This is a genomic window from Rhodobacter maris, from assembly GCF_900217815.1.
Lineage (GTDB): Bacteria > Pseudomonadota > Alphaproteobacteria > Rhodobacterales > Rhodobacteraceae > Rhodobacter > Rhodobacter maris.
Genome location: NZ_OBMT01000008.1, coordinates 21,101 through 44,330, shown reverse-complemented (window position 1 = coordinate 44,330; position 23,230 = coordinate 21,101). Strand labels below are relative to the sequence as shown.

23 protein-coding genes are annotated in these 23,230 nt (G+C 63.9%); 21 read left to right on the top strand and 2 right to left on the bottom strand.

What is annotated here, in order from left to right; translation table 11 throughout:
• The first annotated feature begins 6 nt into the window (after positions 1-6).
• The 13 genes from CRO22_RS11725 to CRO22_RS11665 are packed head-to-tail and all read left to right on the top strand — an operon-like array spanning position 7 to position 12,002.
• Positions 7-405 (top strand): hypothetical protein, encoded by a 399-nt coding sequence (locus CRO22_RS11725; protein ID WP_097070350.1) that lies wholly within the window; start codon positions 7-9, stop codon positions 403-405.
• Between the two features lie 32 nt (positions 406-437).
• A complete protein-coding gene (gene nuoH, locus CRO22_RS11720; RefSeq protein ID WP_097070349.1) occupies positions 438-1,475 on the top strand; it encodes an NADH-quinone oxidoreductase subunit NuoH in 1,038 nt (345 codons plus the stop codon).
• A 3-nt stretch (positions 1,476-1,478) separates the two neighbouring features.
• Positions 1,479-1,742, top strand: coding sequence for a hypothetical protein (locus CRO22_RS11715; protein ID WP_097070348.1), 264 nt, complete (start codon positions 1,479-1,481; stop codon positions 1,740-1,742).
• Positions 1,742-2,233 (top strand): NADH-quinone oxidoreductase subunit NuoI, encoded by a 492-nt coding sequence (gene nuoI, locus CRO22_RS11710; protein WP_097070347.1) that lies wholly within the window; start codon positions 1,742-1,744, stop codon positions 2,231-2,233. Before CRO22_RS11715 ends, nuoI begins: the two co-directional genes overlap by 1 nt.
• Entirely contained in the window at positions 2,230-2,640 is a 411-nt protein-coding gene (locus tag CRO22_RS11705) for a carboxymuconolactone decarboxylase family protein (protein ID WP_097070346.1), read from the top strand. The genes nuoI and CRO22_RS11705 overlap by 4 nt, the downstream gene beginning before the upstream one ends.
• On the top strand, positions 2,637-3,245 hold the full coding sequence (locus CRO22_RS11700; RefSeq protein WP_176518628.1) for an NADH-quinone oxidoreductase subunit J: 609 nt from the start codon (positions 2,637-2,639) through the stop codon (positions 3,243-3,245). The genes CRO22_RS11705 and CRO22_RS11700 overlap by 4 nt, the downstream gene beginning before the upstream one ends.
• A 43-nt stretch (positions 3,246-3,288) precedes the next feature.
• Positions 3,289-3,597: an NADH-quinone oxidoreductase subunit NuoK gene (gene nuoK, locus CRO22_RS11695; protein WP_097070345.1), complete on the top strand. Its 309-nt coding sequence runs from the start codon at positions 3,289-3,291 to the stop codon at positions 3,595-3,597.
• Between the two features lie 6 nt (positions 3,598-3,603).
• Positions 3,604-5,790, top strand: a complete 2,187-nt coding sequence (gene nuoL, locus CRO22_RS11690) for an NADH-quinone oxidoreductase subunit L (protein ID WP_097070344.1) — start codon at positions 3,604-3,606, stop codon at positions 5,788-5,790.
• The gene (locus CRO22_RS11685) at positions 5,790-7,322 is read left to right on the top strand and encodes an NADH-quinone oxidoreductase subunit M (RefSeq protein ID WP_097070343.1); all 1,533 of its coding nucleotides are present in this window, start codon (positions 5,790-5,792) and stop codon (positions 7,320-7,322) included. The genes nuoL and CRO22_RS11685 overlap by 1 nt, the downstream gene beginning before the upstream one ends.
• A gap of 12 nt (positions 7,323-7,334) precedes the next feature.
• Positions 7,335-8,774, top strand: a complete 1,440-nt coding sequence (nuoN, locus tag CRO22_RS11680) for an NADH-quinone oxidoreductase subunit NuoN (protein WP_097070342.1) — start codon at positions 7,335-7,337, stop codon at positions 8,772-8,774.
• 4 nt (positions 8,775-8,778) lie between these two features.
• A complete protein-coding gene (locus CRO22_RS11675; protein ID WP_097070341.1) occupies positions 8,779-9,537 on the top strand; it encodes a biotin--[acetyl-CoA-carboxylase] ligase in 759 nt (252 codons plus the stop codon).
• A gap of 9 nt (positions 9,538-9,546) precedes the next feature.
• Positions 9,547-10,329 carry a type III pantothenate kinase gene (locus CRO22_RS11670; RefSeq protein WP_097070340.1) on the top strand — a complete coding sequence of 261 codons (783 nt, stop codon included), beginning with the start codon at positions 9,547-9,549 and terminating at the stop codon, positions 10,327-10,329.
• A 47-nt stretch (positions 10,330-10,376) separates the two neighbouring features.
• Positions 10,377-12,002: a ribonuclease J gene (locus CRO22_RS11665; RefSeq protein WP_097070448.1), complete on the top strand. Its 1,626-nt coding sequence runs from the start codon at positions 10,377-10,379 to the stop codon at positions 12,000-12,002.
• Between the two features lie 139 nt (positions 12,003-12,141).
• Here CRO22_RS11665 and CRO22_RS11660 read toward each other — a convergent pair whose 3' ends face one another.
• Positions 12,142-12,981, bottom strand: a complete 840-nt coding sequence (locus CRO22_RS11660; protein WP_097070339.1) for a universal stress protein — start codon at positions 12,979-12,981, stop codon at positions 12,142-12,144.
• Positions 12,982-13,240: 259 nt separating this feature from the next.
• Between CRO22_RS11660 and ccoN the strand changes: the two genes are divergently transcribed.
• The 8 genes from ccoN to ccoS all read left to right on the top strand — a co-directional run bounded on the left by ccoN (position 13,241) and on the right by ccoS (position 21,329).
• Positions 13,241-14,839, top strand: a complete 1,599-nt coding sequence (gene ccoN / locus CRO22_RS11655) for a cytochrome-c oxidase, cbb3-type subunit I (RefSeq protein WP_097070338.1) — start codon at positions 13,241-13,243, stop codon at positions 14,837-14,839.
• A gap of 12 nt (positions 14,840-14,851) precedes the next feature.
• Positions 14,852-15,580, top strand: coding sequence for a cytochrome-c oxidase, cbb3-type subunit II (ccoO, locus tag CRO22_RS11650; protein WP_097070337.1), 729 nt, complete (start codon positions 14,852-14,854; stop codon positions 15,578-15,580).
• A gap of 11 nt (positions 15,581-15,591) precedes the next feature.
• Complete coding sequence (locus tag CRO22_RS11645) at positions 15,592-15,801, top strand: cbb3-type cytochrome oxidase subunit 3 (protein ID WP_097070336.1); 210 nt, start codon at positions 15,592-15,594, stop codon at positions 15,799-15,801.
• 12 nt (positions 15,802-15,813) lie between these two features.
• A complete protein-coding gene (gene ccoP, locus CRO22_RS11640; RefSeq protein WP_097070335.1) occupies positions 15,814-16,707 on the top strand; it encodes a cytochrome-c oxidase, cbb3-type subunit III in 894 nt (297 codons plus the stop codon).
• Between the two features lie 287 nt (positions 16,708-16,994).
• Entirely contained in the window at positions 16,995-18,449 is a 1,455-nt protein-coding gene (ccoG, locus tag CRO22_RS11635) for a cytochrome c oxidase accessory protein CcoG (protein WP_245860960.1), read from the top strand.
• A gap of 1 nt (position 18,450) precedes the next feature.
• A complete protein-coding gene (locus tag CRO22_RS11630; RefSeq protein ID WP_097070333.1) occupies positions 18,451-18,906 on the top strand; it encodes a FixH family protein in 456 nt (151 codons plus the stop codon).
• 6 nt (positions 18,907-18,912) lie between these two features.
• Positions 18,913-21,159 carry a heavy metal translocating P-type ATPase gene (locus tag CRO22_RS11625; RefSeq protein ID WP_097070332.1) on the top strand — a complete coding sequence of 749 codons (2,247 nt, stop codon included), beginning with the start codon at positions 18,913-18,915 and terminating at the stop codon, positions 21,157-21,159.
• Between the two features lie 11 nt (positions 21,160-21,170).
• Positions 21,171-21,329: a cbb3-type cytochrome oxidase assembly protein CcoS gene (gene ccoS, locus CRO22_RS11620; RefSeq protein WP_097070331.1), complete on the top strand. Its 159-nt coding sequence runs from the start codon at positions 21,171-21,173 to the stop codon at positions 21,327-21,329.
• 75 nt (positions 21,330-21,404) lie between these two features.
• On the opposite strand, the gene CRO22_RS11615 is transcribed toward ccoS, so the two are convergent.
• On the bottom strand, positions 21,405-23,108 hold the full coding sequence (locus tag CRO22_RS11615) for a D-alanyl-D-alanine carboxypeptidase family protein (RefSeq protein WP_245860959.1): 1,704 nt from the start codon (positions 23,106-23,108) through the stop codon (positions 21,405-21,407).
• Positions 23,109-23,230 lie beyond the last annotated feature (122 nt).

Sequence of the window (23,230 nt, the reverse complement as noted above, 5' to 3'; positions counted from 1 at the left end):
ACGAGAATGCCGCGTGCCCTGATCCTTGCAGCCTGCGTTCCCGGCCTTCTGGCCGGGCTGGGCGCCTGCGCGCCCGCGGGCGCCGGGGCGGGGGCGGAGATCAGTTACGAGGGGGTCGAGACCCGGCTTCTCGACAATGATCTGGTGGGCTTCGACGTGGCGATTGGGGGCAGCCGCAACCGCGCCCAGGTCACCGCCTATGCCACCTGTGCCGCGGCGCAATATGCGCTGATCCGCGGCTATGGCTTCGCGCGCCATGTGCGCACCAATGTGACGCGCGCGGGCACCGGCCTGAGGGCCGATGCCATCTACCTGATTTCTTCCGCACTGCCCGAAGGGCTGCGGACGATCGATGCAGAAGTGACGGTCGCCGATTGCCGCGAGCGCGGCATTCCGACGGTTTGAAACGATGAGAGCAAGACGGGCTGAGGGACAACATGGCTGAGTTTTTCGCAACATCGCTGGGGACGGCCTTGCTGATGGTCTTGCAGGGCCTCGCGATCATCGCTTTCGTGATGATCGGGCTTCTGTTCCTCGTCTGGGGGGACCGCAAGATCTGGGCCGCCGTGCAGTTGCGCCGCGGCCCGAACGTGGTGGGCGCCTTCGGCCTGCTGCAATCGGTGGCCGATGCCGCGAAATACGTCTTCAAGGAGATCGTGGTTCCGGCGGGCTCGGACAAGTTCGTCTATTTTCTTGCGCCGATGCTGAGCCTCGTGCTCGCGCTTCTCGCCTGGGTCGTCATTCCGTTCAACGACGGCTGGGTGATGGCGGATATCAACGTCGCCGTGCTCTTCGTCTTCGCCGCTTCCTCGCTTGAGGTCTACGGCGTGATCATGGGCGGCTGGGCCTCGAACTCGAAATACCCGTTCCTCGGCTCGTTGCGCTCGGCCGCGCAGATGATCTCCTATGAGGTCTCGATGGGCCTGATCATCATCGGGGTGATCCTGTCCACCGGCTCGATGAACCTCTCCGCCATCGTCGAGGCGCAGCGCGGTTCCTTCGGCCTTCTGAACTGGTACTGGATCCCGCATCTGCCGATGGTGTTCATGTTCTTCATCTCGGCGCTGGCGGAAACCAACCGTCCGCCCTTCGACTTGCCGGAGGCGGAATCCGAACTCGTCGCGGGCTTCATGGTGGAATACAGCTCCACTCCCTATCTGCTCTTCATGGCGGGCGAATATATCGCCATGTGGCTGATGTGTGCGCTCACCACCGTGCTCTTCTTCGGCGGCTGGCTCTCGCCCATCCCCGGCATCCCCGATGGCGCTCTGTGGATGTTCGGCAAGATGGTGCTGGTGTTCTTCGCCTTCGCGATGGTGAAGGCCATCGTGCCGCGCTACCGCTATGACCAGCTGATGCGGATCGGCTGGAAAGTGTTCCTGCCGCTCTCGCTCGGCTGGGTCGTGGTCGTGGCGTTCCTTGCAAAATTCGAACTTTTCGGCGGCTTCTGGGCGCGCTGGGTGATTGGGGGCTGACAGATGCACGATCCGAAACGGGAAACGCTGACGCTGATGCTCGACGGGCGCGAGGTGCGGTTGGTGCCGACGATCATCGAAGGCTACGAGCTTGAGATCGACCGGCGCAACATCACCTCCTTCCTGTCGCATTCGCCGCCGATGCTGCGCGCGGTCGCCGCGCTCGAGGCCCATGGCACGTTTGGGGTGGGCGATCTGGAACTGGCGTCCGACCGCAAGAAATGGGTTCTTTCGGGCGGTTCGGACAAACCGGCGGAGAAAAAGTGATGGCTTTCGATTATGTTCGCGCAGCGAAATATTTCGTCCTGTGGGACTTCATCAAAGGCTTTGCGCTGGGGATGCGCTACTTCGTGGCGCCCAAGCCGACGCTGAACTATCCCCATGAAAAAGGCCCGCTCTCGCCCCGCTTCCGGGGCGAGCATGCGCTGCGCCGTTATCCCAATGGCGAGGAACGCTGCATCGCCTGCAAGCTCTGCGAGGCGATCTGCCCGGCGCAGGCGATCACCATCGACGCCGAGCCGCGGGAAGACGGTTCGCGCCGCACCACGCGCTATGACATCGACATGACGAAATGCATCTACTGCGGCTACTGCCAGGAGGCCTGCCCGGTCGATGCGATCGTCGAGGGGCCGAACTTCGAATATGCCACCGAGACGCGCGAAGAGCTGTTTTACGACAAGGCGAAGCTCCTTGAAAACGGCGCGCGCTGGGAGGCCGAGATCGCCCGCAACATCGAGATGGATGCGCCCTACAGATGACCGCGGATTTCCAGAAGCTTTTCAGCGCGATGCTCGAACAGGGGGCGGAGATGGCCCGGCTGTTCAACCCGGCTTTGGAGAGCTTCAATCCCAAGGCTTTCGAGAAGCTCTTTCCGACCATGCCGGCCGAGATGCTGGAAATGTGGTTTGGCAAGACCTTCAACCGGGACGGGCTCGATGCCCGCACCCGGCTTCTGGTCACGCTGGCCGGGCAGGTGACGCTCGGCGCGCAGGCGGAGGCGCCGATGCGGATGACCATTCGCCACGCGCTTGAGGCTGGCGCGACCGAGCGGGAGATCGCCGAGGTGATCTTCCAGATGAGCATGTTCGGCGGCGTGCCCGCCATGACCAAGGCGCTGGAGATCGCGCGCGAGGTCTTCGACGAGAAATCGGGAGAAAACACATGACGGTGTTCGTATTCGCCTTCTACCTCTTCGCCATGGTGGCGGTGGTGGCCGGGCTGATGGTGGTTCTCTCGAAGAACCCCGTGCATTCGGTGCTCTGGCTCATTCTCACCTTCCTCTCGGCGGCGGGGCTCTTCGTGCTGATGGGGGCAGAGTTCGTCGCCATGCTCCTGATCATCGTCTATGTCGGCGCGGTCGCGGTGCTCTTCCTCTTCGTCGTGATGATGCTCGATGTCGATTTTGCGGCACTGCGCGGGCAGATGGTGCGCTATGCGCCCTTCGGCGCGCTGATCGCGGTGGTGATGCTCGCCGAACTCGGCACCGGCTTTGCCGCCTGGCAGACCGCGGGCAAGGCCGCAGCGCTCCATGCTGCGCCGATTGCCACGGATGTGGAAAACAGCCGCGCGCTCGGCATGATCCTTTATGACCAATACCTCTTCCTCTTCCAGGGCGCGGGGCTGGTGCTCCTCGTGGCGATGATCGGGGCGATCCTGCTCACGTTGCGCCACCGCACCGACATCAAGCGTCAGAACGTGATCGCGCAAATGCACCGTGACCCGGCGCAGGCGCTGGAGATGATCGACGTCAAACCGGGGCAGGGGCTGTGAGAAAAGAACAAGCGAAAACGGGGTCGGGCCCGGAGGGAAAGCGATGACGATCGGATTGGAACATTACCTGAGCGTGGCGGCGATCCTGTTCGTCACCGGCATCTTCGGCATCTTCGTCAACCGCAAGAACGTGATCGTCATCCTGATGTCGATCGAACTCATGCTGCTCGCCGTCAACATCAACTTCGTCGCCTTCTCGACCCATATGGGTGATCTGGTGGGGCAGGTCTTCACCATGTTCGTGCTGACCGTGGCGGCCGCCGAGGCCGCGATCGGCCTTGCGATCCTTGTGGTCTTCTTCCGCAACCGCGGCTCGATCGCGGTCGACGATGTCAACGTGATGAAGGGATAAGGACCGATGACCACGATCATTCTTCTGGCCCCCCTTCTCGGCGCCATCCTCGGCGGCTTCGGCTGGCGCTTCATCGGCGAGAAGGGCGCGATGGTGCTCACCACGGGCCTGCTGTTCCTCTCCTGCCTCATGAGCTGGTATGTGTTCCTGACCCTCGGGCCGGAGACCCAGCATATCCATCTGCTCGACTGGATCCAGTCCGGCACGCTCGACACCGCCTGGGCGATCCGGCTTGATCGGCTCACCGCGATCATGCTGATCGTGGTCACCACCGTCTCCGCCTTCGTGCACCTCTACTCTTGGGGCTACATGGCGCATGACGACAACTGGGGCCACCATGAGAGCTACAAGGCCCGGTTCTTCGCCTATCTGAGCTTCTTCACCTTCGCCATGCTGATGCTGGTGACGGCAGACAACCTCGTTCAGATGTTCTTTGGCTGGGAGGGCGTGGGTCTCGCCTCCTACCTGCTGATCGGCTTTTACTACAAGAAACCCTCGGCCAATGCCGCGGCGATCAAGGCTTTCGTCGTCAACCGGATCGGTGACTTCGGTTTCTCGCTCGGCATCTTCGGGCTTTTCTTCCTGACCGACAGCATCTCGATGGACACGGTCTTTGCGGCCGGGCCGGAGCTTGCGCAGACGCAACTCCACTTCCTCTGGGCTGATTTCAACGCCGCCAACCTGATCGCGATCCTGCTCTTCATCGGCGCGATGGGCAAATCGGCGCAGCTCTTCCTGCACACCTGGCTGCCGGACGCGATGGAAGGCCCGACCCCGGTTTCGGCCCTCATCCACGCCGCGACGATGGTGACGGCGGGGGTGTTCCTCGTCTGCCGGATGTCGCCGATTTTCGAATATGCGCCTGAAGCCAAGATGATGGTGGTGTACGTCGGCGCGGCCACGGCCTTCTTTGCCGCGACCGTGGGGCTTGTGCAAAACGACATCAAGCGCGTGATCGCCTATTCGACCTGCTCGCAGCTCGGCTACATGTTCGTGGCGGCAGGGGTTGGCGTTTACTCCGCGGCGATGTTCCACCTGCTGACGCATGCCTTCTTCAAGGCAATGCTGTTTCTCGGCGCGGGCTCGGTGATCCATGCGATGCACCATGAGCAGGACATGCGCAACTATGGCGGCCTGCGGAAGAAAATTCCCTTCACCTTCGCGATCATGATGATCGGCACTCTGGCCATCACCGGCGTGGGTGTGCCCTTCGTGACGCTTTTCGATGTGCCGCTCGGCTTTGCGGGGTATCTCTCGAAAGACGCGATCATCGAGAGCGCCTTCGCCTCGGGCTCGGGCTTTGCCTTCTGGGCGCTCGTGATCGCGGCGGGGATGACCTCTTTCTACTCCTGGCGGCTCATTTTCCTGACCTTCTACGGCAAGGCGCGCGGCGATCATCATGCCCATGACCATGCCCATGAAAGCCCGCCCGTGATGCTCGTTCCGCTTGGCGCGCTCGCGGTGGGGGCGGTGCTCTCGGGGATGGTGTTCTACCCCTCCTTCTTCGGCGAGAAGGTGAACGCCTTCTTCAACCTGCCGGTGGCCGCTCATGCCACCGAGCACGGCAGCGAGCATGCTGCGGTGGCGCTCGAGCATACTGCGGTTGAACCTTCCGAGGCGATGGAGAACCAGGAAGCGGCTATGGCCGGTACCTCCGGGCACGCCACGGAAGCGCAAACCGCGGAGATCGCCGAGGCGGATCACAGCGCCGATGCGGCCAATCCCGTGGCGGTGGCGCCTCAAGGCGCGATCTTCATGGCGCCCACAAACCATGTGATGCACGAAGCCCATGGCGTGCCCGCCTGGGTCAAGGTTTCGCCCTTCATCGCCATGGTCGCGGGCTTTGCGCTCGCCTGGCTCTACTACATCGCGGCGCCGAGCCTGCCCGCCCGCACCGCCAATGCCGTTCCGGTGCTCTATCGGTTCGTGCTCAACAAATGGTACTTCGACGAGCTTTACGACATGATCTTCGTGAACCCTGCCAAGGCGCTTGGCCGGATGTTGTGGAAAGGCGGTGACGGTGCGGTGATCGATGGTGCGATCAACGGGTTGGCGCTCGGCTGGATCCCGTTCTTCACCCGTGTCGCGGCCCGCGTGCAATCGGGCTACCTGTTCCACTACGCGCTCGCCATGGTGCTCGGCATCGTCGCGCTCATGGCCTGGGTGATGCAGACCGCCGGGGGGATGAACTGATGGAAAACCTCCTTTCGATCATCACCTTCATGCCGCTTGCCGCGGCGCTCATTCTCGCCGTTGTCTCCCGCTCGGGCTCCGAGGCGGCGGATCGCAACGCGAAATGGCTCGCGCTCACCGCCACTTCGGTGACCTTCCTCGTCTCGCTCTTCCTGCTTGCGGGCTTTGATGCCAACGATACGGGGATGCAGTTCGTCGAGGACCGCGACTGGATCATGGGGCTGCATTACAAGCTCGGGGTGGACGGGATCTCGATCCTCTTCGTGCTGCTCACGACCTTCCTGATGCCGCTCACCATCGCCTCGGCCTGGCATGTGGAAAGCCGCGTCAAGGAATACATGATCGCCTTCCTTGTCCTTGAAACGCTGATGATCGGCGTTTTCGTGGCGCTCGATCTCGTGCTCTTCTACCTCTTCTTCGAGGCGGGCCTCATCCCGATGTTCCTGATCATCGGCATCTGGGGCGGCAAGGACCGGATCTACGCCACCTTCAAGTTCTTCCTCTACACCTTCCTCGGCTCGGTGCTGATGCTGGTGGCGATGGTGGCAATGTACATGATGGCCGGCACCACCGACATCGTGCAGCTGATGGCCTTCGACTTCCCGCATGACGATCTGCCCTATCTGCGCTACCTGCTGCCGGGCGGTGTTCAAACGCTCCTGTTCCTCGCCTTTTTCGCCTCCTTCGCGGTCAAAATGCCGATGTGGCCGGTGCACACCTGGCTGCCCGATGCCCACGTTCAGGCGCCGACCGCGGGCTCGGTGGTGCTGGCGGCCGTGCTTCTGAAGATGGGCGGTTACGGTTTCCTGCGGTTCAGCCTGCCGATGTTCCCGGTCGGCTCGGAGGTGATGACGGGCTTTGTCTTCACCCTCTCGGCCATCGCCATCGTCTACACCTCGCTCGTGGCGCTGGCACAGGCAGACATGAAAAAGCTGATCGCCTATTCCTCGGTCGCGCACATGGGATATGTGACGATGGGGATCTTCACCGGCAACCAGCAGGGTATCGACGGCGCGATCTTCCAGATGCTGAGCCACGGCTTCATCTCCGGCGCGCTCTTTCTCTGCGTTGGCGTGATCTATGACCGCATGCACACCCGCGAGATCGATGCTTACGGCGGCCTCGTGAACCGGATGCCGGCCTATGCGCTCGTCTTCATGTTCTTCACCATGGCGAACGTCGGGCTGCCGGGCACCTCGGGCTTCATCGGGGAATTCCTGACGCTGATCGGTATCTTCCAGGTCAACACCTGGGTGGCTTTGTTCGCCACCTCGGGCGTGATCCTTTCGGCGGCCTATGCGCTCTGGCTCTACCGCCGCGTCGTCTTTGGCGAGCTGATCAAGGAAAGCCTGAAGACGATCACCGACATGAGCCTGCGCGAAAAAGCGATCTTCGCGCCGCTCGTCGCGATGACACTGATCCTCGGGATCTATCCGAGCCTTGTGACCGGGTTGATCGGGCCTTCCGTCGCCAATCTGGTGCAAAACTACCATGCCGAGCTGAACGCAGCCGCGGCGCTTGCGGGCAATTGAGGAGAACCTGAGATGACCTCCAACGATTTCTCCCTCGTCCTGCCCGAGTTCCTGCTCGCGCTCTATGCGATGGCGGCGCTCCTCGCCGGGGTCTGGACCGGCAAGGACAAGGTGGCGATGCCGATCCTCTGGGTCACCGTGGGCGTGATGCTGGTACTCGGCCTCACCATCGGCGTGGCGGGCGGCGGTGCTGATACCGCCTTTGGCGGGCTCTTCATCAGTGACGGCTTCGCCCGCTTTGCCAAGGTGATCATCCTCGTCTCGGCGGCGGCGGTGCTGGCGATGAGCGCCGATTACCTGAACCGGCGCGGGCTCTTGCGCTTCGAATTCCCGGTGCTGATCGTGCTGGCCGTCACGGGCATGATGATGATGGTCTCGGCGGGCGATCTGATGTCGCTCTACATCGGGCTCGAGCTGCAATCGCTCGCGCTCTATGTGGTGGCGGCGCTGCGCCGCGATTCCGCGCGCTCCTCCGAGGCGGGCCTGAAATACTTCGTGCTCGGCTCGCTCTCCTCGGGGCTTCTCCTCTACGGCGCCTCGCTTGTTTACGGCTTTGCCGGCACCACCTCTTTCGCGGGCATCATCACCGTCGTCGAGCAGGGCCACCTGCCGATCGGGCTTCTCTTCGGGCTTGTGTTCCTCATAGCGGGGCTCGCCTTCAAGGTCTCGGCCGTGCCCTTCCACATGTGGACGCCCGACGTTTACGAGGGCTCGCCCACGCCGGTCACCGCCTTCTTCGCCACCGCGCCGAAACTTGCCGCGATGGGGCTGATTGCGCGCGTTGTGCATGACGCCTTTGGTCAGGTGCCGGGCGAATGGGGGCAGGTGCTGGGCGCGCTTGCGATCCTGTCGATGTATCTGGGCGCGATTGCCGGGATCGGGCAGCGCAACATCAAGCGGCTGATGGCCTATTCCTCGATCTCGCATATGGGCTTTGCGCTCCTGGGCCTGATGGCGGGCACCGCTGAGGGTGTGCAGGCGATGCTGATCTACATGACGATCTACACCGTGATGAACGTCGGCACCTTCGCCTTCATCCTCTCGATGGAGCGCGATGGCGCCCCGGTGACCGAGATCTCGGCGCTCAACCTCCTTTCGAAGGCCGAACCGCTGAAAGCGCTCGCGCTGATGGTGCTGCTTTTCTCGCTCGCGGGCGTGCCGCCGATGCTTGGCTTCTGGGCCAAGTTCTCGGTGCTCAAGGCCGCGGTCGATGGCGGCTATCTCTGGGTGGCCGTGGCGGCGGTGATCGCCTCGGTGATCGGCGCCTTCTACTACCTGCGCCTCGTCTACTTCATGTATTTCGGCTCCGAGACCGATCCGCTCGATGCCCGCATGCCCGCGGTGCAATGGATCTTGCTTGTCGGGTCTGCGGTCGTGATGGTGGCGGGGTCGTTCAGCCTCTTCGGGCTCGATGGTGCGGCGCAGGCCGCGGCAGCCGCGCTCGTTCACTGAGACCATGTCGGCGGATGCAGACTGGCCCGAGGGGGTGGCACGCCACGTCCTCGGGCAAACCGATTCAACAATGTCCGAAGCCGCAAGGCTCGCGCCGCATCTGAGCGGCCCGGCTTGGGTTTTTGCCCACAGGCAAACCGCGGGGCGGGGCAGGCGGGGGCGCGACTGGATCGCGCCCGAGGGCAATTTTGCCGCCACCTGTGTGTTTCGCCCCGCCGTCGCCCCGCCAACAGCAGCGCTTTATTCCTTCGTGGCGGCGCTGGCGCTCGAAGAGGCGCTGCGCAGGGTCGGCGGACCCGGCCCGGTGCTTTCGATCAAATGGCCCAATGATGTGCTCCTGAACGGCGGCAAGGTCGCGGGGATCTTGCTTGAGAGCGTTTCTGCGGGGGGCGCGGTTGGTCATCTCGCCATCGGCATCGGCGTGAACCTCGCCGCCGCGCCCCCGGTCGGGACGCTTGAGCCGCAAGCCATGTGCGCCGTCTCGCTTTCCGGGGAAACCGGGCTGAACGTCGTGCCGCTCGACTTTTTGCCCCCGCTTGCCTGCGCCTTTGCCCGTCATGCGGCGGTGTTTGAGCGCGACGGTTTCGCCCCCATTCGCGCCGCATGGCTTGCCCGCGCCGCAAGGATCGGGCAAAGGATCACCGCCCGCACCGGAACCGAGAGCCGGGACGGCATTTTCGAGACGATCGACGAGACCGGCGCCTTGATCCTCAACACCGGGGCCACGCGCCACGCCATTTCGGCGGCGGATATCTTCTTTTGAGGGGGCGACATGCTTCTGTGCATCGACTGCGGGAATACCAACACGGTCTTTTCGGTCTGGGACGGCAGCACTTTCCGCGCCACATGGCGCATCGCCACCGATCACCGCCGCACCGCCGATGAATATTTCGTCTGGCTCTCGACGCTGATGGCGCTCAAGGGCCTTGGCGTGGGCGGGCAGATCCGTGAGGCGATCATCTCCTCCACCGCGCCGCGCGTCGTGTTCAACCTGCGCGTGCTCTGCAACCGCTATTTCGATTGCCGCCCGCTCGTTGTCGGCAAGCCCGATTGCGGGCTGCCCGTCGCGCCGCGCGTCGACGAGGGCACGACCGTCGGCCCGGACCGGCTGGTGAACACGGTCGCGGGGTTCGAGCGGCATGGCGGCGACCTGATCGTCGTCGATTTCGGCACGGCCACCACCTTCGACGTGGTCGACACCGACGGTGCCTATATTGGTGGCGTGATCGCGCCGGGTGTGAACCTCAGCCTCGAGGCGCTGCATATGGCGGCGGCGGCGTTGCCGCATGTCGATGTCACAAAACCGCAAGGCGTGATCGGAACGAATACGGTGGCCTGCATACAATCGGGGGTGTATTGGGGCTATATCGGCCTTGTCGAAGGCATTGTGCGGCAGATCCGGATGGAGCGAGACCGCCCGATGAAGGTGATTGCGACGGGCGGGCTTGCGCCGCTCTTCGATCTGGGGTTCGATCTGTTCGACAAGGTCGAGGATGACCTGACCATGCATGGGTTGCGGCTCATCTTCGATTATAACAAGGGGCTTGGGGCGTGAGCGACAGACTGATCTATCTTCCTCTGGGGGGTGCCGGCGAGATCGGCATGAACACCTATGTCTACGGCTACGGGCCGGAGGGGAAGGAACGGCTGATCGTCGTCGATCTGGGCGTGACCTTCCCGGATATGGAGGGCTCTCCCGGGGTCGATCTGATCATGGCCGATGCCGCCTGGCTTGAGGCCAATGTGAACCGGATCGACGGGATCTTCCTCACCCACGGGCATGAGGACCACATCGGCGCGATGGCGCATCTGTGGCCGAAGCTGAAGGCCCCCGTTTACGCCCGCCGCTTCACCGCGCATCTGGCGCAGCTGAAGATGGAAGAGGCGGGGCTCCCCTCGGACATGATCCGCATCGTCGAGCCGCGCCCGAAAGCGGTGGAGATCGGCCCGTTCCGGGTGCAATTCGTGCCCGTCAGCCATTCCATCCCGGAAAGCTCTGCGCTTGTGATCGACACGCCCGCGGGGCGCGTGGTGCATACCGGCGATTTCAAGCTCGATGGCAACCCGGTGGTGGGCGAGCCTTTTGACCCGCTCGAATGGCACGAGATCGCGCATGAAGGCACCGGCGTGAAAGTGCTCTGCTGCGATTCGACAAACGTGTTCACCCATACGCCGGGGCGCTCGGAATCGACGCTGGTGGCGCCGCTCAAGGATCTGATCGCGGCGCAGAAGGGGATGGTGGTGGCCACCACCTTTGCCTCGAACGTGGCGCGGCTGAAGACTTTGGCCGAAGCGGGGCGGGCCGCGGGCCGTTCCGTCTGCCTTTTGGGTCGGGCCATGCGCAAGATGGTTCAGGTGGCCGAGGAGACGAATGTTCTCAAGGGGTTCCCAGCGACGCTGAGCCCCGAGGACGGGGTCGAGGTCGGGCGCGAGAAGCTGATGCTGATTGTCACCGGCAGCCAGGGCGAGCGTCGCGCCGCCACAGCCCAGCTCAGCCGCGGCAAATATCTCGGCTTCGAGATGAAGGAGGGGGATACCTTCCTCTTTTCCTCGAAGACGATCCCGGGCAACGAGCGCTCGGTGATCCGCATCATGAACGCGCTCTCCGAGATGGGGGTTGATGTGGTCGATGACCGCGGCGGGCTCTACCACGTCTCGGGCCATGCAAACCGGCCCGATCTCGATGCCGTCCATGACCTGCTCAGGCCGCAGATCCTCATTCCGATGCATGGCGAGCACCGGCATCTGCGGGAACATGCCAAGATCGCGGCGGCAAAAGGGATTGCCACCGAGGTGGCGACCAATGGCACGATGATCGACCTGACCGGCGTCGCGCCGAAGGTTGTGGAATATATCGAAACCGGGCGTGTCTATCTGGATGGCACGGTGCTGATCGGCGCGCTGGACGGGGTGGTCCGGGACCGGATCCGGATGGCGCTCAATGGCCATGTGCTGATCACGGTGATCATCGACGAGGACGATGCGCCGCTCGGTGATGCCTGGGTGGAGCTGATGGGCCTGCCCGAGCGTGGCAAATCCGGTGGTGATCTGATGCGGATCGTCGAGGACGAGCTGTCGGCTTTTCTCGAGAGCGCGCCCGACAAGGTGATCCGCAACGACGACAAGCTTGACGAGGCCCTGCGGCGGATCGCGCGGCAGGTGGCGATGGAAGAGATCGGCAAAAAGCCCGAAGTGACGGTTGTCGTCAGCCGGTTGATGGCGGAATAAGGGGAACGCTTTGGCCCTGCCAAAGCGCAATACCCTCCCCCGCGCGCCGAGGGGCTCTGATCCTCATCAATCAAGACCGGCGGGGGGCATCCCCCCGCCCGGGGCTCCTCGCGGAAGCGAGACGAGAGGTGTCAGGCGCTTAATGCGCCATCAGGATCGGCACTTCCGCCTGTTCGAGCATGTTGCGCGTGGCGCCACCGAGGATCGCTTCGCGGAAGCGCGAATGGCCATAGGCGCCCATCACCACCATCTGCGCCGAGCTGTCGCGCACATGGCGGTTGATCACATCGGAGATCCGCGGCAGCGTTTTCGCCAGCACCGAAACCTCCACCTTCACCCCGTGCCGCGCCAGCCATTGCGAAAGCTGCCCGCCCGGGTCGGAGCGTTCCGGCCCATGCGCCGGCGGGTCGATCACGGTGATGTCGACGAGTTGCGCGCGTTGCAACAGCGGCAGCGCTTCGCGGATCGCGCTCATCGCCTCGTCCGACTGATTCCAGGCCACCACGACGCGGCGCGGCGTCAGGTTCACCTTTTGCCCGTCGGGCACGATCAGGACCGGCGCCTGCCCCTCGAAAAGGGCTGCCTCGACCGCCGCTTCGAGCTCCTGGCCACGCCCGGAGCCATAGGGATGGCCCATCACCACGATATCGGCAAAGCGCGCGCGCAGCCCCACCACTGTGGCAATGGCGCCGATCTGCGCCACCACCGCTTCGGTGCTCCAGCGGATATCCTCGCGCGAGAGCCGGTCGTTCACGGCCTTTTCCGTCTCGCGAGCCTCATCTTGCGCCCGGTCGAGAACTTCTTGCTGCACAAAAGCCGTTGCTCCGGCATAATAGTACCCAGTCTGGGTCCGATCGACGCCCAGACAGAGCACCTCGAGGTGCGCATCCTCGGCGCGGGCGACCGCCACCGCCGAGTCTATCTGCCCCTGTGTCTGTGAGACTTCCGTCACAATCGTCAAAACCGTCTTATAGGCCATCTCATGCCCCCTGAATCTCGGAATCTCCGTAATACCTAGCGATTCGAAGGGGTTTGCACATTGACGCGGATCAATCCTCACGGATAGTTGTGCTGGGCGTGTCGTCATCGTGCGGCGAAACAACGCACCCTCTTGTCAAGAGTTTGATCGAAATCAAGGCGGGTGTCATACCCTCAAAACACAACAGACAAGTCGAGACGCTGCCGCCCTGACCGACTCGGGTGGGACGGCGGAAAAACAAGACAAAGGGACGCACAATATGTGGGATTATATCAAGCTGATCGCGCTTGGTCTCGCGGCGGCGGTGGCGGCATACGCCGCCAGCCAGGCGCGGGACCTGCCGTATATGGTGAACATGATCGAGGCCATGCTCGCGGCCGCGATCGCGTTCATCTGGGTGCTGCGCACCATGGGGGATCCGAAACCCTCGCAAAACGAGTATTTCGACAGCGTGATCCGCGCGGGTGTCATCGCCACGACCTTCTGGGGTGTGGTCGGTTTCCTCGTCGCCGTGATCATCGCCTTCCAGCTCGCCTTTCCGCAACTGAATATCGAGCTCGGTAACGGGATGTTCAACTTCGGCCGGATGCGGCCGCTGCACACCTCGGCGGTGATTTTCGCCTTCGGGGGCAACGCGCTGATCGCTTCGGCCTTCTACGTGGTGCAACGCACCTCGGCGGCGCGGCTCTTTGGCGGCTCGGCGCTCGGCTGGTTCGTGTTCTGGGGCTGGCAGCTGATGATCGTGATGGCCGCCTCCTCCTATCTGCTCGGCGGCTCGCAGGGCAAGGAATATGCCGAACCGACCTGGCATATCGACGTGTGGATCACCGTTGTCTGGGTGGCCTACCTGCTCGCCTTCCTCGGCACGATCTTCAAGCGCAAAGAACCCCACATCTACGTGGCGAACTGGTTCTACCTCTCCTTCATCGTGACGATCGCGATGCTGCACCTGATCAACAACCTCGCCATCCCGGTGTCGATCTTCGGCTCGAAATCGGTCGCGGTGATGTCGGGCGTGCAGGATGCGATGACGCAATGGTGGTATGGCCACAACGCGGTGGGCTTCTTCCTGACCGCGGGCTTCCTTGGCATGATGTACTATTTCGTGCCCAAGCAAGCGGAACGCCCGGTCTATTCCTACAAGCTCTCGATCGTGCACTTCTGGGCGCTGATCTTCCTCTACATCTGGGCCGGTCCGCACCACCTGCACTATACCGCGCTGCCTGACTGGGCCTCGACGCTCGGCATGGTGATGTCGGTGATCCTGTGGATGCCGTCCTGGGGGGGCATGATCAACGGTCTGATGACGCTCTCGGGCGCCTGGGACAAACTCCGCACCGATCCGGTGATCCGCATGATGGTGGTGTCCATCGGCTTCTACGGCATGTCGACCTTCGAAGGCCCGATGATGTCGATCAAGGCGGTGAACTCGCTCTCGCACTACACCGACTGGACCATTGGCCACGTGCACTCCGGTGCGCTCGGCTGGAACGGCATGATCACCTTCGGCACGCTCTACTTCCTGACGCCGCGGCTCTGGGGTCGGTCTGGCCTCTACTCGCTGAAACTCGTGAGCTGGCACTTCTGGCTCGCCACCATCGGGATCGTGCTCTACGCCGCCTCGATGTGGGTGTCGGGGATCATGCAGGGCCTGATGTGGCGTGAAGTGGACAGCCAGGGCTTCCTCGTGAACGCCTTTGCCGACACCGTCGCGGCGATGCATCCGATGTTCGTGGTGCGTGGTCTGGGCGGGGTGCTCTACCTCACCGGCGGCATCATCATGGCCTACAACCTCTGGGCCACCGTGGCGAAGCAACCGAAGACCACTTCCGCTTCGATTGCGGTTCCGGCGGAATAAGGAGAGACGCAGATGGCAATTCTGGACAAACACCACGTTCTGGAAAAGAACGCGACGCTGCTGCTGATCTTCTCCTTCCTCGTCGTCACCATCGGCGGGATCGTCGAGATCGCGCCGCTGTTCTACCTCGAAAACACGATCGAGAAGGTGGACGGGATGCGTCCCTACACGCCGCTCGAACTCACCGGCCGCGATATCTACATCCGCGAGGGCTGCTATGTCTGCCACTCGCAGATGATCCGGCCGATGCGCGACGAGGTGGAACGCTACGGTCACTATTCGCTTGCGGCGGAGTCGATGTACGACCACCCGTTCCAGTGGGGCTCGAAGCGGACGGGGCCCGACCTCGCCCGCGTCGGCGGCCGCTATTCGGATGCGTGGCATGTCGAACACCTGACGAACCCGCAATCGGTGGTGCCGGAATCGGTGATGCCGAGCTACAGCTACCTGTCGCATGTGCCGCTCGATAACACCTACATCGAGGACCGTCTGAGCACGGACGCTCTCGTGGGGGTGCCCTATACTTCGGAGATGATCGCGACCGCGAAAGCCGATTTCGTCGCTCAGGCGAACCCGGACGAAGACAGCGAGTCGCTCGTCGAGCATTACGGCGAGAAAGTGAACATCCGCAATTTCGACGGCCAGCCCGGCCTCACCGAAATGGATGCGCTGATCGCCTATCTGCAGGTTCTGGGGACCATGGTCGACTTCTCGACCTTCCAGCCCGTGGCCAGTCGCTGAGGAGAGCGGGGATGGACTATCATATCTTGCGTGAATTCGCCGACAGCTGGGCGGCGGCAGCGATGCTGATCGTCTTCATCGGAGCCGTGGTCTGGGCGTTCCGCCCCGGCGCGCGGGGCACTCACGCCGATACCGCGAACATCCCTTTCCGGCATGAAGACAAACCCGCCGATCCCGGCGCGGGCAGAGCCCCGCGCCCGGACGACGGCGCCACGCGGTAAGGAGGCGTGGAGATGAGCAAAAAACCGACGACCAAAAAAGAGGTGCAGACCACGGGTCACCAGTGGGATGGCATCGAGGAACTGAACACGCCGCTGCCGCGCTGGTGGCTGTGGACCTTCTACATCTGCATCATCTGGGGTGTGGCCTATTCGATCGCGATGCCGGCCTGGCCGATCTTCGCTTCGGGGGCGACGCCGGGGATTCTCGGCTCCTCGACCCGCGCCGATGTTCAAGCCGAGATCGACAAGTTCGCGGCGATGAACAAGGCGGTGGAAGAGAAGCTGGTGGCGACCGATCTGACCGAGATCGCGAAAGATCCGGAACTCGTCGATTACACCCGCAATGCGGGGGGCGCGGTGTTCCGCACCTGGTGTGCGCAATGCCATGGCGCGGGGGCGGGCGGCAACGCCGGCTTTCCGAGCCTGATCGACAGCGACTGGCTGCATGGCGGCACGATCGAACAGATCTATACCGACATCCAGCACGGGATCCGCGATCCGAACGACCCGGACACCAACCCCTCTGCCCAGATGCCCGCGCATCTGGACGACGAGTTGCTCGAACCCGAGCAGATCGCCGATGTGGTGCAATATGTGCTGCAGATTTCGGGGCAGGAGGCGGATGCCGAGAAGGCTTCGGCCGGGGCGGAAGTCTTTGCCGACAACTGCACCGCCTGCCATGGCGAAGATGCCAAGGGCATGCATGAGACCGGCGCGCCGAACCTCACCGACGCGATCTGGCTTTATGGCGGCGACGCGGCGACGATCACCAAAACGGTCGAACATGGTCGCGCCGGTGTGATGCCCTCCTGGAGCTACGGCTCTTCGGAAGGCACCGCGCGCTTGAGCGAAGTGCAGATCCGCGCCGTGGCGTCCTACGTCCACAGCCTCGGCGGCGGCGAGTAATCTCTTGATATTCGGGGCAGCTTCCGGGCTGCCCCGATGTGCACCGACGCCCCGTCCTGTTCGCGCGTTTCTTGGGGCGTCGGTGTTTTACGCTTGCCCTCCACCTCTGGGCCCTTGCGACATTCCGTCCCATGTGGCACTCAGGCGCGGCACGATGACAGCCCCGGCGCATTCGTGTATCGCAAACCTGTCTTTGCATGCACATATCGAAATTTGCGCATCGAGGCATCCTCCCGGACCCGATGCAGCGGCCCGGACGCAAGCGACATGCCAACGGAGATGAACCCGTGAGCTCCACCGAACCGACTGACGACGCGCCGCTTTATGCCGCGCGCGAACCCGTTTTTCCGAAACGAATTTCCGGCAAGTTCCGTTCCCTGAAATGGATCCTGATGGCGCTGATGCTTGGCATCTACTACGTGCTGCCGCTGATCCGCTACAACCGCGGCCCGGCGCTGCCCGATCAGGCGGTGCTTCTCGATCTTGCGAATCGTCGCTTCTTCTTTTTCGGGCTCGAGATCTGGCCGCATGAGTTCTACTTCGTCGCGGGCCTGCTGATCATGGCCGGGCTCGGGCTCTTCCTTTTCACCTCGGCGCTCGGCCGGGTATGGTGCGGCTATGCCTGCCCGCAGACGGTCTGGACCGATCTTTACATTCTCGTCGAGCGTTGGGTTGAAGGGGATCGCAACAACCGCATCCGGCTGCACCGCCAGCCCTGGAATGCCGAAAAGATCCGCAAGCGGCTCACCAAATGGGGTCTCTGGCTCTTGATCGGCCTCGCCACCGGCGGCGCCTGGGTGTTCTATTTCACCGATGCGCCGACGCTGGTACATGACCTCTTCACCGGCGAGGCTTCGCCCGTTGCCTACACGACGATCGCGGTGGCCACCGCCACCACTTTCGCCTTCGGCGGCTTCGCGCGCGAGCAGATGTGCATCTATGCCTGCCCCTGGCCGCGGATTCAGGCAGCGATGATGGATGAAGACACGATCACCATTGCCTACCGCGAATGGCGCGGCGAGCCGCGCGGCAAGCTGCACAAGGGGCAGGTGGCCGAGGGGCAGGGGGATTGCATCGATTGCATGGCCTGTTTCAACGTCTGCCCGATGGGGATCGACATCCGCAACGGCCAGCAGCTGGAATGCATCACCTGCGGGCTCTGCATCGACGCCTGCAACGAGATCATGGACAAGATCGGCAAGCCGCGTGGCCTTGTCGGCTATATGGCGTTGAAGGACGAGGCGAACGAGCGCGCCGGCAACAAGGTGACGAATATCTGGAAGCATGTGCTGCGGCCCCGCACGCTGCTTTATTTCACCCTCTGGGGCGGGATCGGCGTTGCGCTTGTTGTCGCGCTGGTGATGCGCTCGCCGCTGGACTTCAACGTCACGCCGAACCGCGACCCGCTCTATGTGCTTCAGCCCGACGGCACGATCCGCAACATCTACACCATGCGGATCCGCAACAAGCATGGCGAGACGGTCGAATACCGGATCTCGGCCACCACAGAGGATGCCGCGGAGACACAGGCGTTGAAGCTGACACTTGAGGGGCAGGAGGGCGATACCGTCACCGTTCCCGCCGATCAGCTTTACAATCAGCGTCTTTATCTCGATGCTGGTCCCGGGTCGAAACTGGCCGGAACCAACCGCACCGACATCCGGATCTGGGTCGAGCAGGTTGGCGAGGGCGAGCCCGTGCAGGACTCGGCCAACACGGTGTTCAACGGCAAGGGCAAGTGAGATGGCAAAACCTCTGACCGGGCGCAAGGTTCTGGCGATGTTCGTGGGCTTTTTCGGTCTGATCATCGCGGTCAACGTGACGATGGCCTATAACGCCATCAAGACCTTCCCCGGCCTTGAGGTGGCCAATTCATACGTCGCCTCGCAGACCTTCGATATCGACCGCGACGCGCAGGAGCGGCTCGGCTGGACGGTTGCGCCGCGCTATGAAAACGGCGTTCTCACCATCGCCATTCACGACCGGGCGGGCGCGCCCGCCCCGGTCGCGGATCTGGATATTCTCGTCGGCCGCACCACCATGTCGGCCGACGACCAGAAACCCGAGATGATGCTGACCGATGGCGTTTTTGCCGCGCCGATGGCGCTCGCGCCCGGCGCCTGGCTGATCCATCTCACCGCAAAAGCCGCCGATGGCACGCTCTTCCGCCAGAGGCTCGATTTCTTCGTCGAGGGCTGAGCCCAGATGACTGTTGCCCCCCTCGCGCCCGCGCGCCAAGCGCCCGAATATGATCTCGCCGCGGAGGCGGGCGAGGACCATGTTTCTGCCTCTGCCTGCCCGGCCTGCCTGGCCGCGCCCTCGGCGGAAGACCTCGCCAGATCGGGCGATATCAAGGGCGCGCGGATCATGCTCTCGTTGCCCACAGCGCATTGCGCCGTTTGCATCACCGATGTCGAGCGCGAGATGGAGGCCACCCCCGGCGTGCGCTCGGCGCGAGTAAACCTGACGCTCAAGCGGGTTTCGGTCGATGCCGAGGCGGGGGTGGCGGCGGAAGACCTGATCGCCCGGCTCGACCGCATCGGCTATGAAGCCTATGAGCTTGACCCCGGCATGCTTTCGGCCACCGAGACCGACAAGCGCGGTCGTGACCTTCTGATGCGGATCGGCGTGGCTGGTTTCGCGATGATGAACATCATGCTTCTGTCGATCGCTGTTTGGTCGGGGGCAGAGGCCGCCACGCGCGACATGTTCCACTGGATCTCGGCGGCGATTGCGCTGCCCACCGTCGTTTTTGCCGGCAAGCCGTTCTTTGCCTCCGCTTGGGGCGCGCTGCGCCATGGCCGGCTCAACATGGATGTGCCGATCTCGCTCGCCCTCGTGCTGGCCTCCGGGATCTCGATCTTCGAGACCATGCACCACGGCCATCACGCCTATTTCGACGCGGCGGTGATGCTCGCCTTCTTCCTCCTTGTCGGGCGTTATCTCGATTACCGCACCCGCGCCGTGGCGCGCTCTGCCGCCGAGGAGCTTGCCGCGCTGGAAGTGCCGCGCGCGACGCTCTGGCGGGGCGGGGTGGAGCAGGTGGTGCCGGTGGCCGATCTGCGCCCCGGTGACCTGATCCGGCTGCGCCCGGGCGGGCGTATCCCGGCCGATGGCGAGGTGATCGAGGGCAGCTCTGAGACTGACCGTTCGCTTTTGACCGGCGAGACGCTCCCCGTTTACGTCGGCCCCGGCACGATGCTCTCGGCGGGCGAGGTGAACCTCACCGGCCCGCTCACCTTGCGCGTGACAGCGGCGGGGAAAGACAGCTCGCTTCATCGCATGGCCGACCTTGTCGCCATGGCCGAGAGCGCCAAGACCCGCTACACGACCTTGGCCGAACGTGCCGCGCGGCTCTATTCGCCGCTCGTGCATCTGCTCTCCTTTTCGGCCTTCGGCTTCTGGCTCTGGGCGAGCGGGGGAGATCTGCGCCTTGCCGTCAACATCGCGGCTTCGGTGCTGATCATCACCTGCCCCTGCGCGCTCGGCCTTGCCGTGCCCGCCGTGGTGACCGCGGCGAGCGGCAAGCTTTTCCGCAAGGGGCTGCTGATCAAGGACGGCACCGCGCTTGAGCGGCTTGCCGAGGTGGACACTGTCGTTTTCGACAAGACCGGCACGCTGACGATGGGCGCGCCGGTGCCCGAAAACCTTGCCAATTTCGACACCGAGACATTGTCGATTGCCGCGGCGTTGGCCGCGGCTTCGGCGCATCCGCTCGCCAAGGCGCTGCACGGCGCGGCCTTGGCGCAAGGCATTGTGCCCGCGCGGCTTGATGCGCTGCGCGAAGTGCCGGGCTTTGGCGTCGAGGGGCGGCTTGGGGCGCGCCTGCTGCGGCTGGGCCGGTCGGACTGGGTTGGCGCGATGCCCGCAGAAACCACCGCGACCCATCTGCGCATCGGCACGGAGGCTTCTGTTTCCTTCCGCTTCACCGATCATCTGCGCCCCGGTGCCGCCGAGGCGGTGGCGCTTTTGCAGGCGCAGGGCAAAGAGGTGCTTCTCGTTTCCGGCGATGTCGAGGCGGCGGTGGCGGCGCTCGCACAGCGGCTCGGCATTCGCGACTGGCGCTCTGGCACGCTGCCCGCCGAAAAGGCGGCGCTCGTGGCCGAACGGATGGGGCAGGGCGCGCGGGTGCTGATGGTGGGCGACGGGCTCAACGACACCGCCGCTCTTGCCGCAGCCCATGTCTCGATCTCTCCCGCCTCTGCGCTCGATGCGGCCCGCACCGCCTCCGACATCGTGCTTTTGGGTCAGGATCTGGCGCCGGTCGGCGACGCGCTGCGCATCGCGCACCAAGCCCGCGCCCGGATCAAGCAGAATTTCGCGGTCTCGGCGCTTTACAACGTCGTCGCTGTGCCGCTCGCGCTCGTAGGCTTTGCCACGCCGCTCATGGCTGCGCTTGCGATGTCGGCCTCGTCGATCACCGTGTCGCTCAATTCGCTGCGGCTGCGCTAAGGAGACCGTCCATGTCGGTGCTGACTTATCTCATTCCGATCTCGCTGTTTTTGGGGGGCTTCGGCCTTGTCGCCTTCATCTGGGCGCTGAAGAACCGTCAATATGAAGACCCGAAGGGCGATGCCGAGCGCATCCTCTCGGGCCAGTATGACGATCACCCCAAGGCCTGAATGCGCTGACATCTCAAAGATACAAAAGGCCCGGGCGCGTTGCCCGGGCCTTTTGTATTGAAGCGGGGCAGGGCGTCAGGGCCCGATCACCGAGCAGGTGACCGATCTGGCCGCAAGACGGGCGCAGGCAAGGTCCGCATCGGCGCGGGTCAGGCCCACAAACAGCGCCTCATGCCCGGTGGGGCGCGCGGCAACCTTGCGCAGCCCCTCGCCAAGTGCGGTGCTTTCCATCAAGGCTGTTTTCAGAAGCGCTTGTTCGGCGGCGTATTGGGAATTGTATTTGCCGAGGCTGACGCCATATTGCCGCCCCCCGGCACTCGAGGCGCGGGCCACCACCTCGCGGCGGGCCTGCGGCGCGGGAGCGGGCGGGCCGAGCGCGGCAAGGATCACCGTGTCGTTGCGGTGACGGCGGTCCATCGCCAGTGTTTCGGGTTGCGGGGTCGCGGTCTGGATGAAGATCGGTGCGCCGGCATCGGTATCGCCCTGTTCGATCACGCCCTCATCCATCATCGCCAGCGTTTCGGGCTGCGGGCTCGTCACCTGCGCCAGGGTCACCGGCGGTTCCGGCCCGGCCAGATCCTCGTCCGGATCGGCACTGGCGATCTCCACCTCGGGAGCTGGCGCGGCAGGTTTCGCCGCCGGCCGCGCGCTCGCCGTGTTGGCCGCGGCGACGGTCACCGCGGGGGCAGCCGAAACCGGGACGGTTACAACCGGGGCGGCGGCGGCAAGCGCCACGGCGGCCGCGATGGCATCGGCATCGATCTGCGGCATGGCGACCGGTTCGGGGGCCGCAGCCAGCGCCACCGGGGCCGGGCGGGCAAGCGGGCGCGGGCTGCGGGCAAGCCCGGCGATGCGCGCCTCTTCGCCTTCATCGGGAGCGTCGGGAGTGGCGCCGACTTGCGGCCCGGCAATATCGTTTGCCGCACTGGCCAGCAGCATCGGCGGTTCGGGTTTTTCGGTGCGGGCGCGATCGGGGGCGCGGGCGAAGCCGAGATCCAGAAGTTCGGCCACTTTCGCATTGCGGCTTGCGGTCGACGTGCCGCCGAAGACCACCGCGATGATGCGCTTGTTGCCGCGCTTGGCTGAGGCGACGAGGTTGAAGCCCGCGGGTACGGTATAGCCCGTCTTGATGCCGTCGGCACCCTCGTAAGCGTCGAGGAAGCGGCGGTTGGTATTGGCCACGCGCATCACCCCCGCATCGGCGGTGCGGCGCGAGAACAGGTTATAGTACTGCGGGAAATCGTAGAGAACATGCCGCCCGAGGATCGCCATGTCATGCGCGGTCGAAAGGTGACCGGCACGGGTGAGACCGTTGGCGTTCTTGAACGTGGTGTTCTTCATGCCGAGCTGCTTGGCTGTCGCGGTCATGCGGGCGGCAAAATTCGCCTCGTTGCCGCCGATGTAATCGCCAAGCGCCGCGGCGGCGTCGTTTGCGGATTTGATCGCGGCGCCGCGGATCAAATAACGCACGGCGATCTTCTGCCCCGTTTTCAGCCCGAGGCGCGAGGGCGCCTGACCGGCCGCATTGGCGGAGACCGTCACCATCGTGTTGAGGCTGAGCCGACCGGACTCGATCTCCTGAAAAGTGATGTAAAGCGTCATCATCTTGGTGAGCGAGGCGGGATGGAGCCTTGTGTCGGCGTTTTGCTGATAGAGCACCTCGCCGGTGCGCGCGTCCATCACATAGGCGGCAAAAGGCGCCGCCCAGAGCGCCACCGGCGCCATAATGAGAAGAATTACCGCTAGCCCTGAACGGACCCAGCACGAAAGCCTGGTCACGGCACTGCCCTTGATCTGCCTCTGGATACCCCCTTTTATCCCGGGGGCTTAGAACAAGCCTAACACGGCTTTCACGCGCTGAAAACCATCAAGATTCAAAGGGTTCAATTGCGGCCTTAAGG

Excerpts from the sequence above, each read along its gene's own strand:
- CRO22_RS11725 (WP_097070350.1), top strand. The coding sequence starts at position 7 with ATGCCGCGTGCCCTGATCCTTGCAGCCTGCGTTCCCGGCCTTCTGGCC.
- nuoH (WP_097070349.1), top strand. The coding sequence starts at position 438 with ATGGCTGAGTTTTTCGCAACATCGCTGGGGACGGCCTTGCTGATGGTC.
- CRO22_RS11715 (WP_097070348.1), top strand. The coding sequence starts at position 1,479 with ATGCACGATCCGAAACGGGAAACGCTGACGCTGATGCTCGACGGGCGC.
- nuoI (WP_097070347.1), top strand. The coding sequence starts at position 1,742 with ATGGCTTTCGATTATGTTCGCGCAGCGAAATATTTCGTCCTGTGGGAC.
- CRO22_RS11705 (WP_097070346.1), top strand. The coding sequence starts at position 2,230 with ATGACCGCGGATTTCCAGAAGCTTTTCAGCGCGATGCTCGAACAGGGG.
- CRO22_RS11700 (WP_176518628.1), top strand. The coding sequence starts at position 2,637 with ATGACGGTGTTCGTATTCGCCTTCTACCTCTTCGCCATGGTGGCGGTG.
- nuoK (WP_097070345.1), top strand. The coding sequence starts at position 3,289 with ATGACGATCGGATTGGAACATTACCTGAGCGTGGCGGCGATCCTGTTC.
- nuoL (WP_097070344.1), top strand. The coding sequence starts at position 3,604 with ATGACCACGATCATTCTTCTGGCCCCCCTTCTCGGCGCCATCCTCGGC.
- CRO22_RS11685 (WP_097070343.1), top strand. The coding sequence starts at position 5,790 with ATGGAAAACCTCCTTTCGATCATCACCTTCATGCCGCTTGCCGCGGCG.
- nuoN (WP_097070342.1), top strand. The coding sequence starts at position 7,335 with ATGACCTCCAACGATTTCTCCCTCGTCCTGCCCGAGTTCCTGCTCGCG.
- CRO22_RS11675 (WP_097070341.1), top strand. The coding sequence starts at position 8,779 with ATGTCGGCGGATGCAGACTGGCCCGAGGGGGTGGCACGCCACGTCCTC.
- CRO22_RS11670 (WP_097070340.1), top strand. The coding sequence starts at position 9,547 with ATGCTTCTGTGCATCGACTGCGGGAATACCAACACGGTCTTTTCGGTC.
- CRO22_RS11665 (WP_097070448.1), top strand. The coding sequence starts at position 10,377 with ATGAACACCTATGTCTACGGCTACGGGCCGGAGGGGAAGGAACGGCTG.
- CRO22_RS11660 (WP_097070339.1), bottom strand. The coding sequence starts at position 12,981 with ATGGCCTATAAGACGGTTTTGACGATTGTGACGGAAGTCTCACAGACA.
- ccoN (WP_097070338.1), top strand. The coding sequence starts at position 13,241 with ATGTGGGATTATATCAAGCTGATCGCGCTTGGTCTCGCGGCGGCGGTG.
- ccoO (WP_097070337.1), top strand. The coding sequence starts at position 14,852 with ATGGCAATTCTGGACAAACACCACGTTCTGGAAAAGAACGCGACGCTG.
- CRO22_RS11645 (WP_097070336.1), top strand. The coding sequence starts at position 15,592 with ATGGACTATCATATCTTGCGTGAATTCGCCGACAGCTGGGCGGCGGCA.
- ccoP (WP_097070335.1), top strand. The coding sequence starts at position 15,814 with ATGAGCAAAAAACCGACGACCAAAAAAGAGGTGCAGACCACGGGTCAC.
- CRO22_RS11630 (WP_097070333.1), top strand. The coding sequence starts at position 18,451 with ATGGCAAAACCTCTGACCGGGCGCAAGGTTCTGGCGATGTTCGTGGGC.
- CRO22_RS11625 (WP_097070332.1), top strand. The coding sequence starts at position 18,913 with ATGACTGTTGCCCCCCTCGCGCCCGCGCGCCAAGCGCCCGAATATGAT.
- ccoS (WP_097070331.1), top strand. The coding sequence starts at position 21,171 with ATGTCGGTGCTGACTTATCTCATTCCGATCTCGCTGTTTTTGGGGGGC.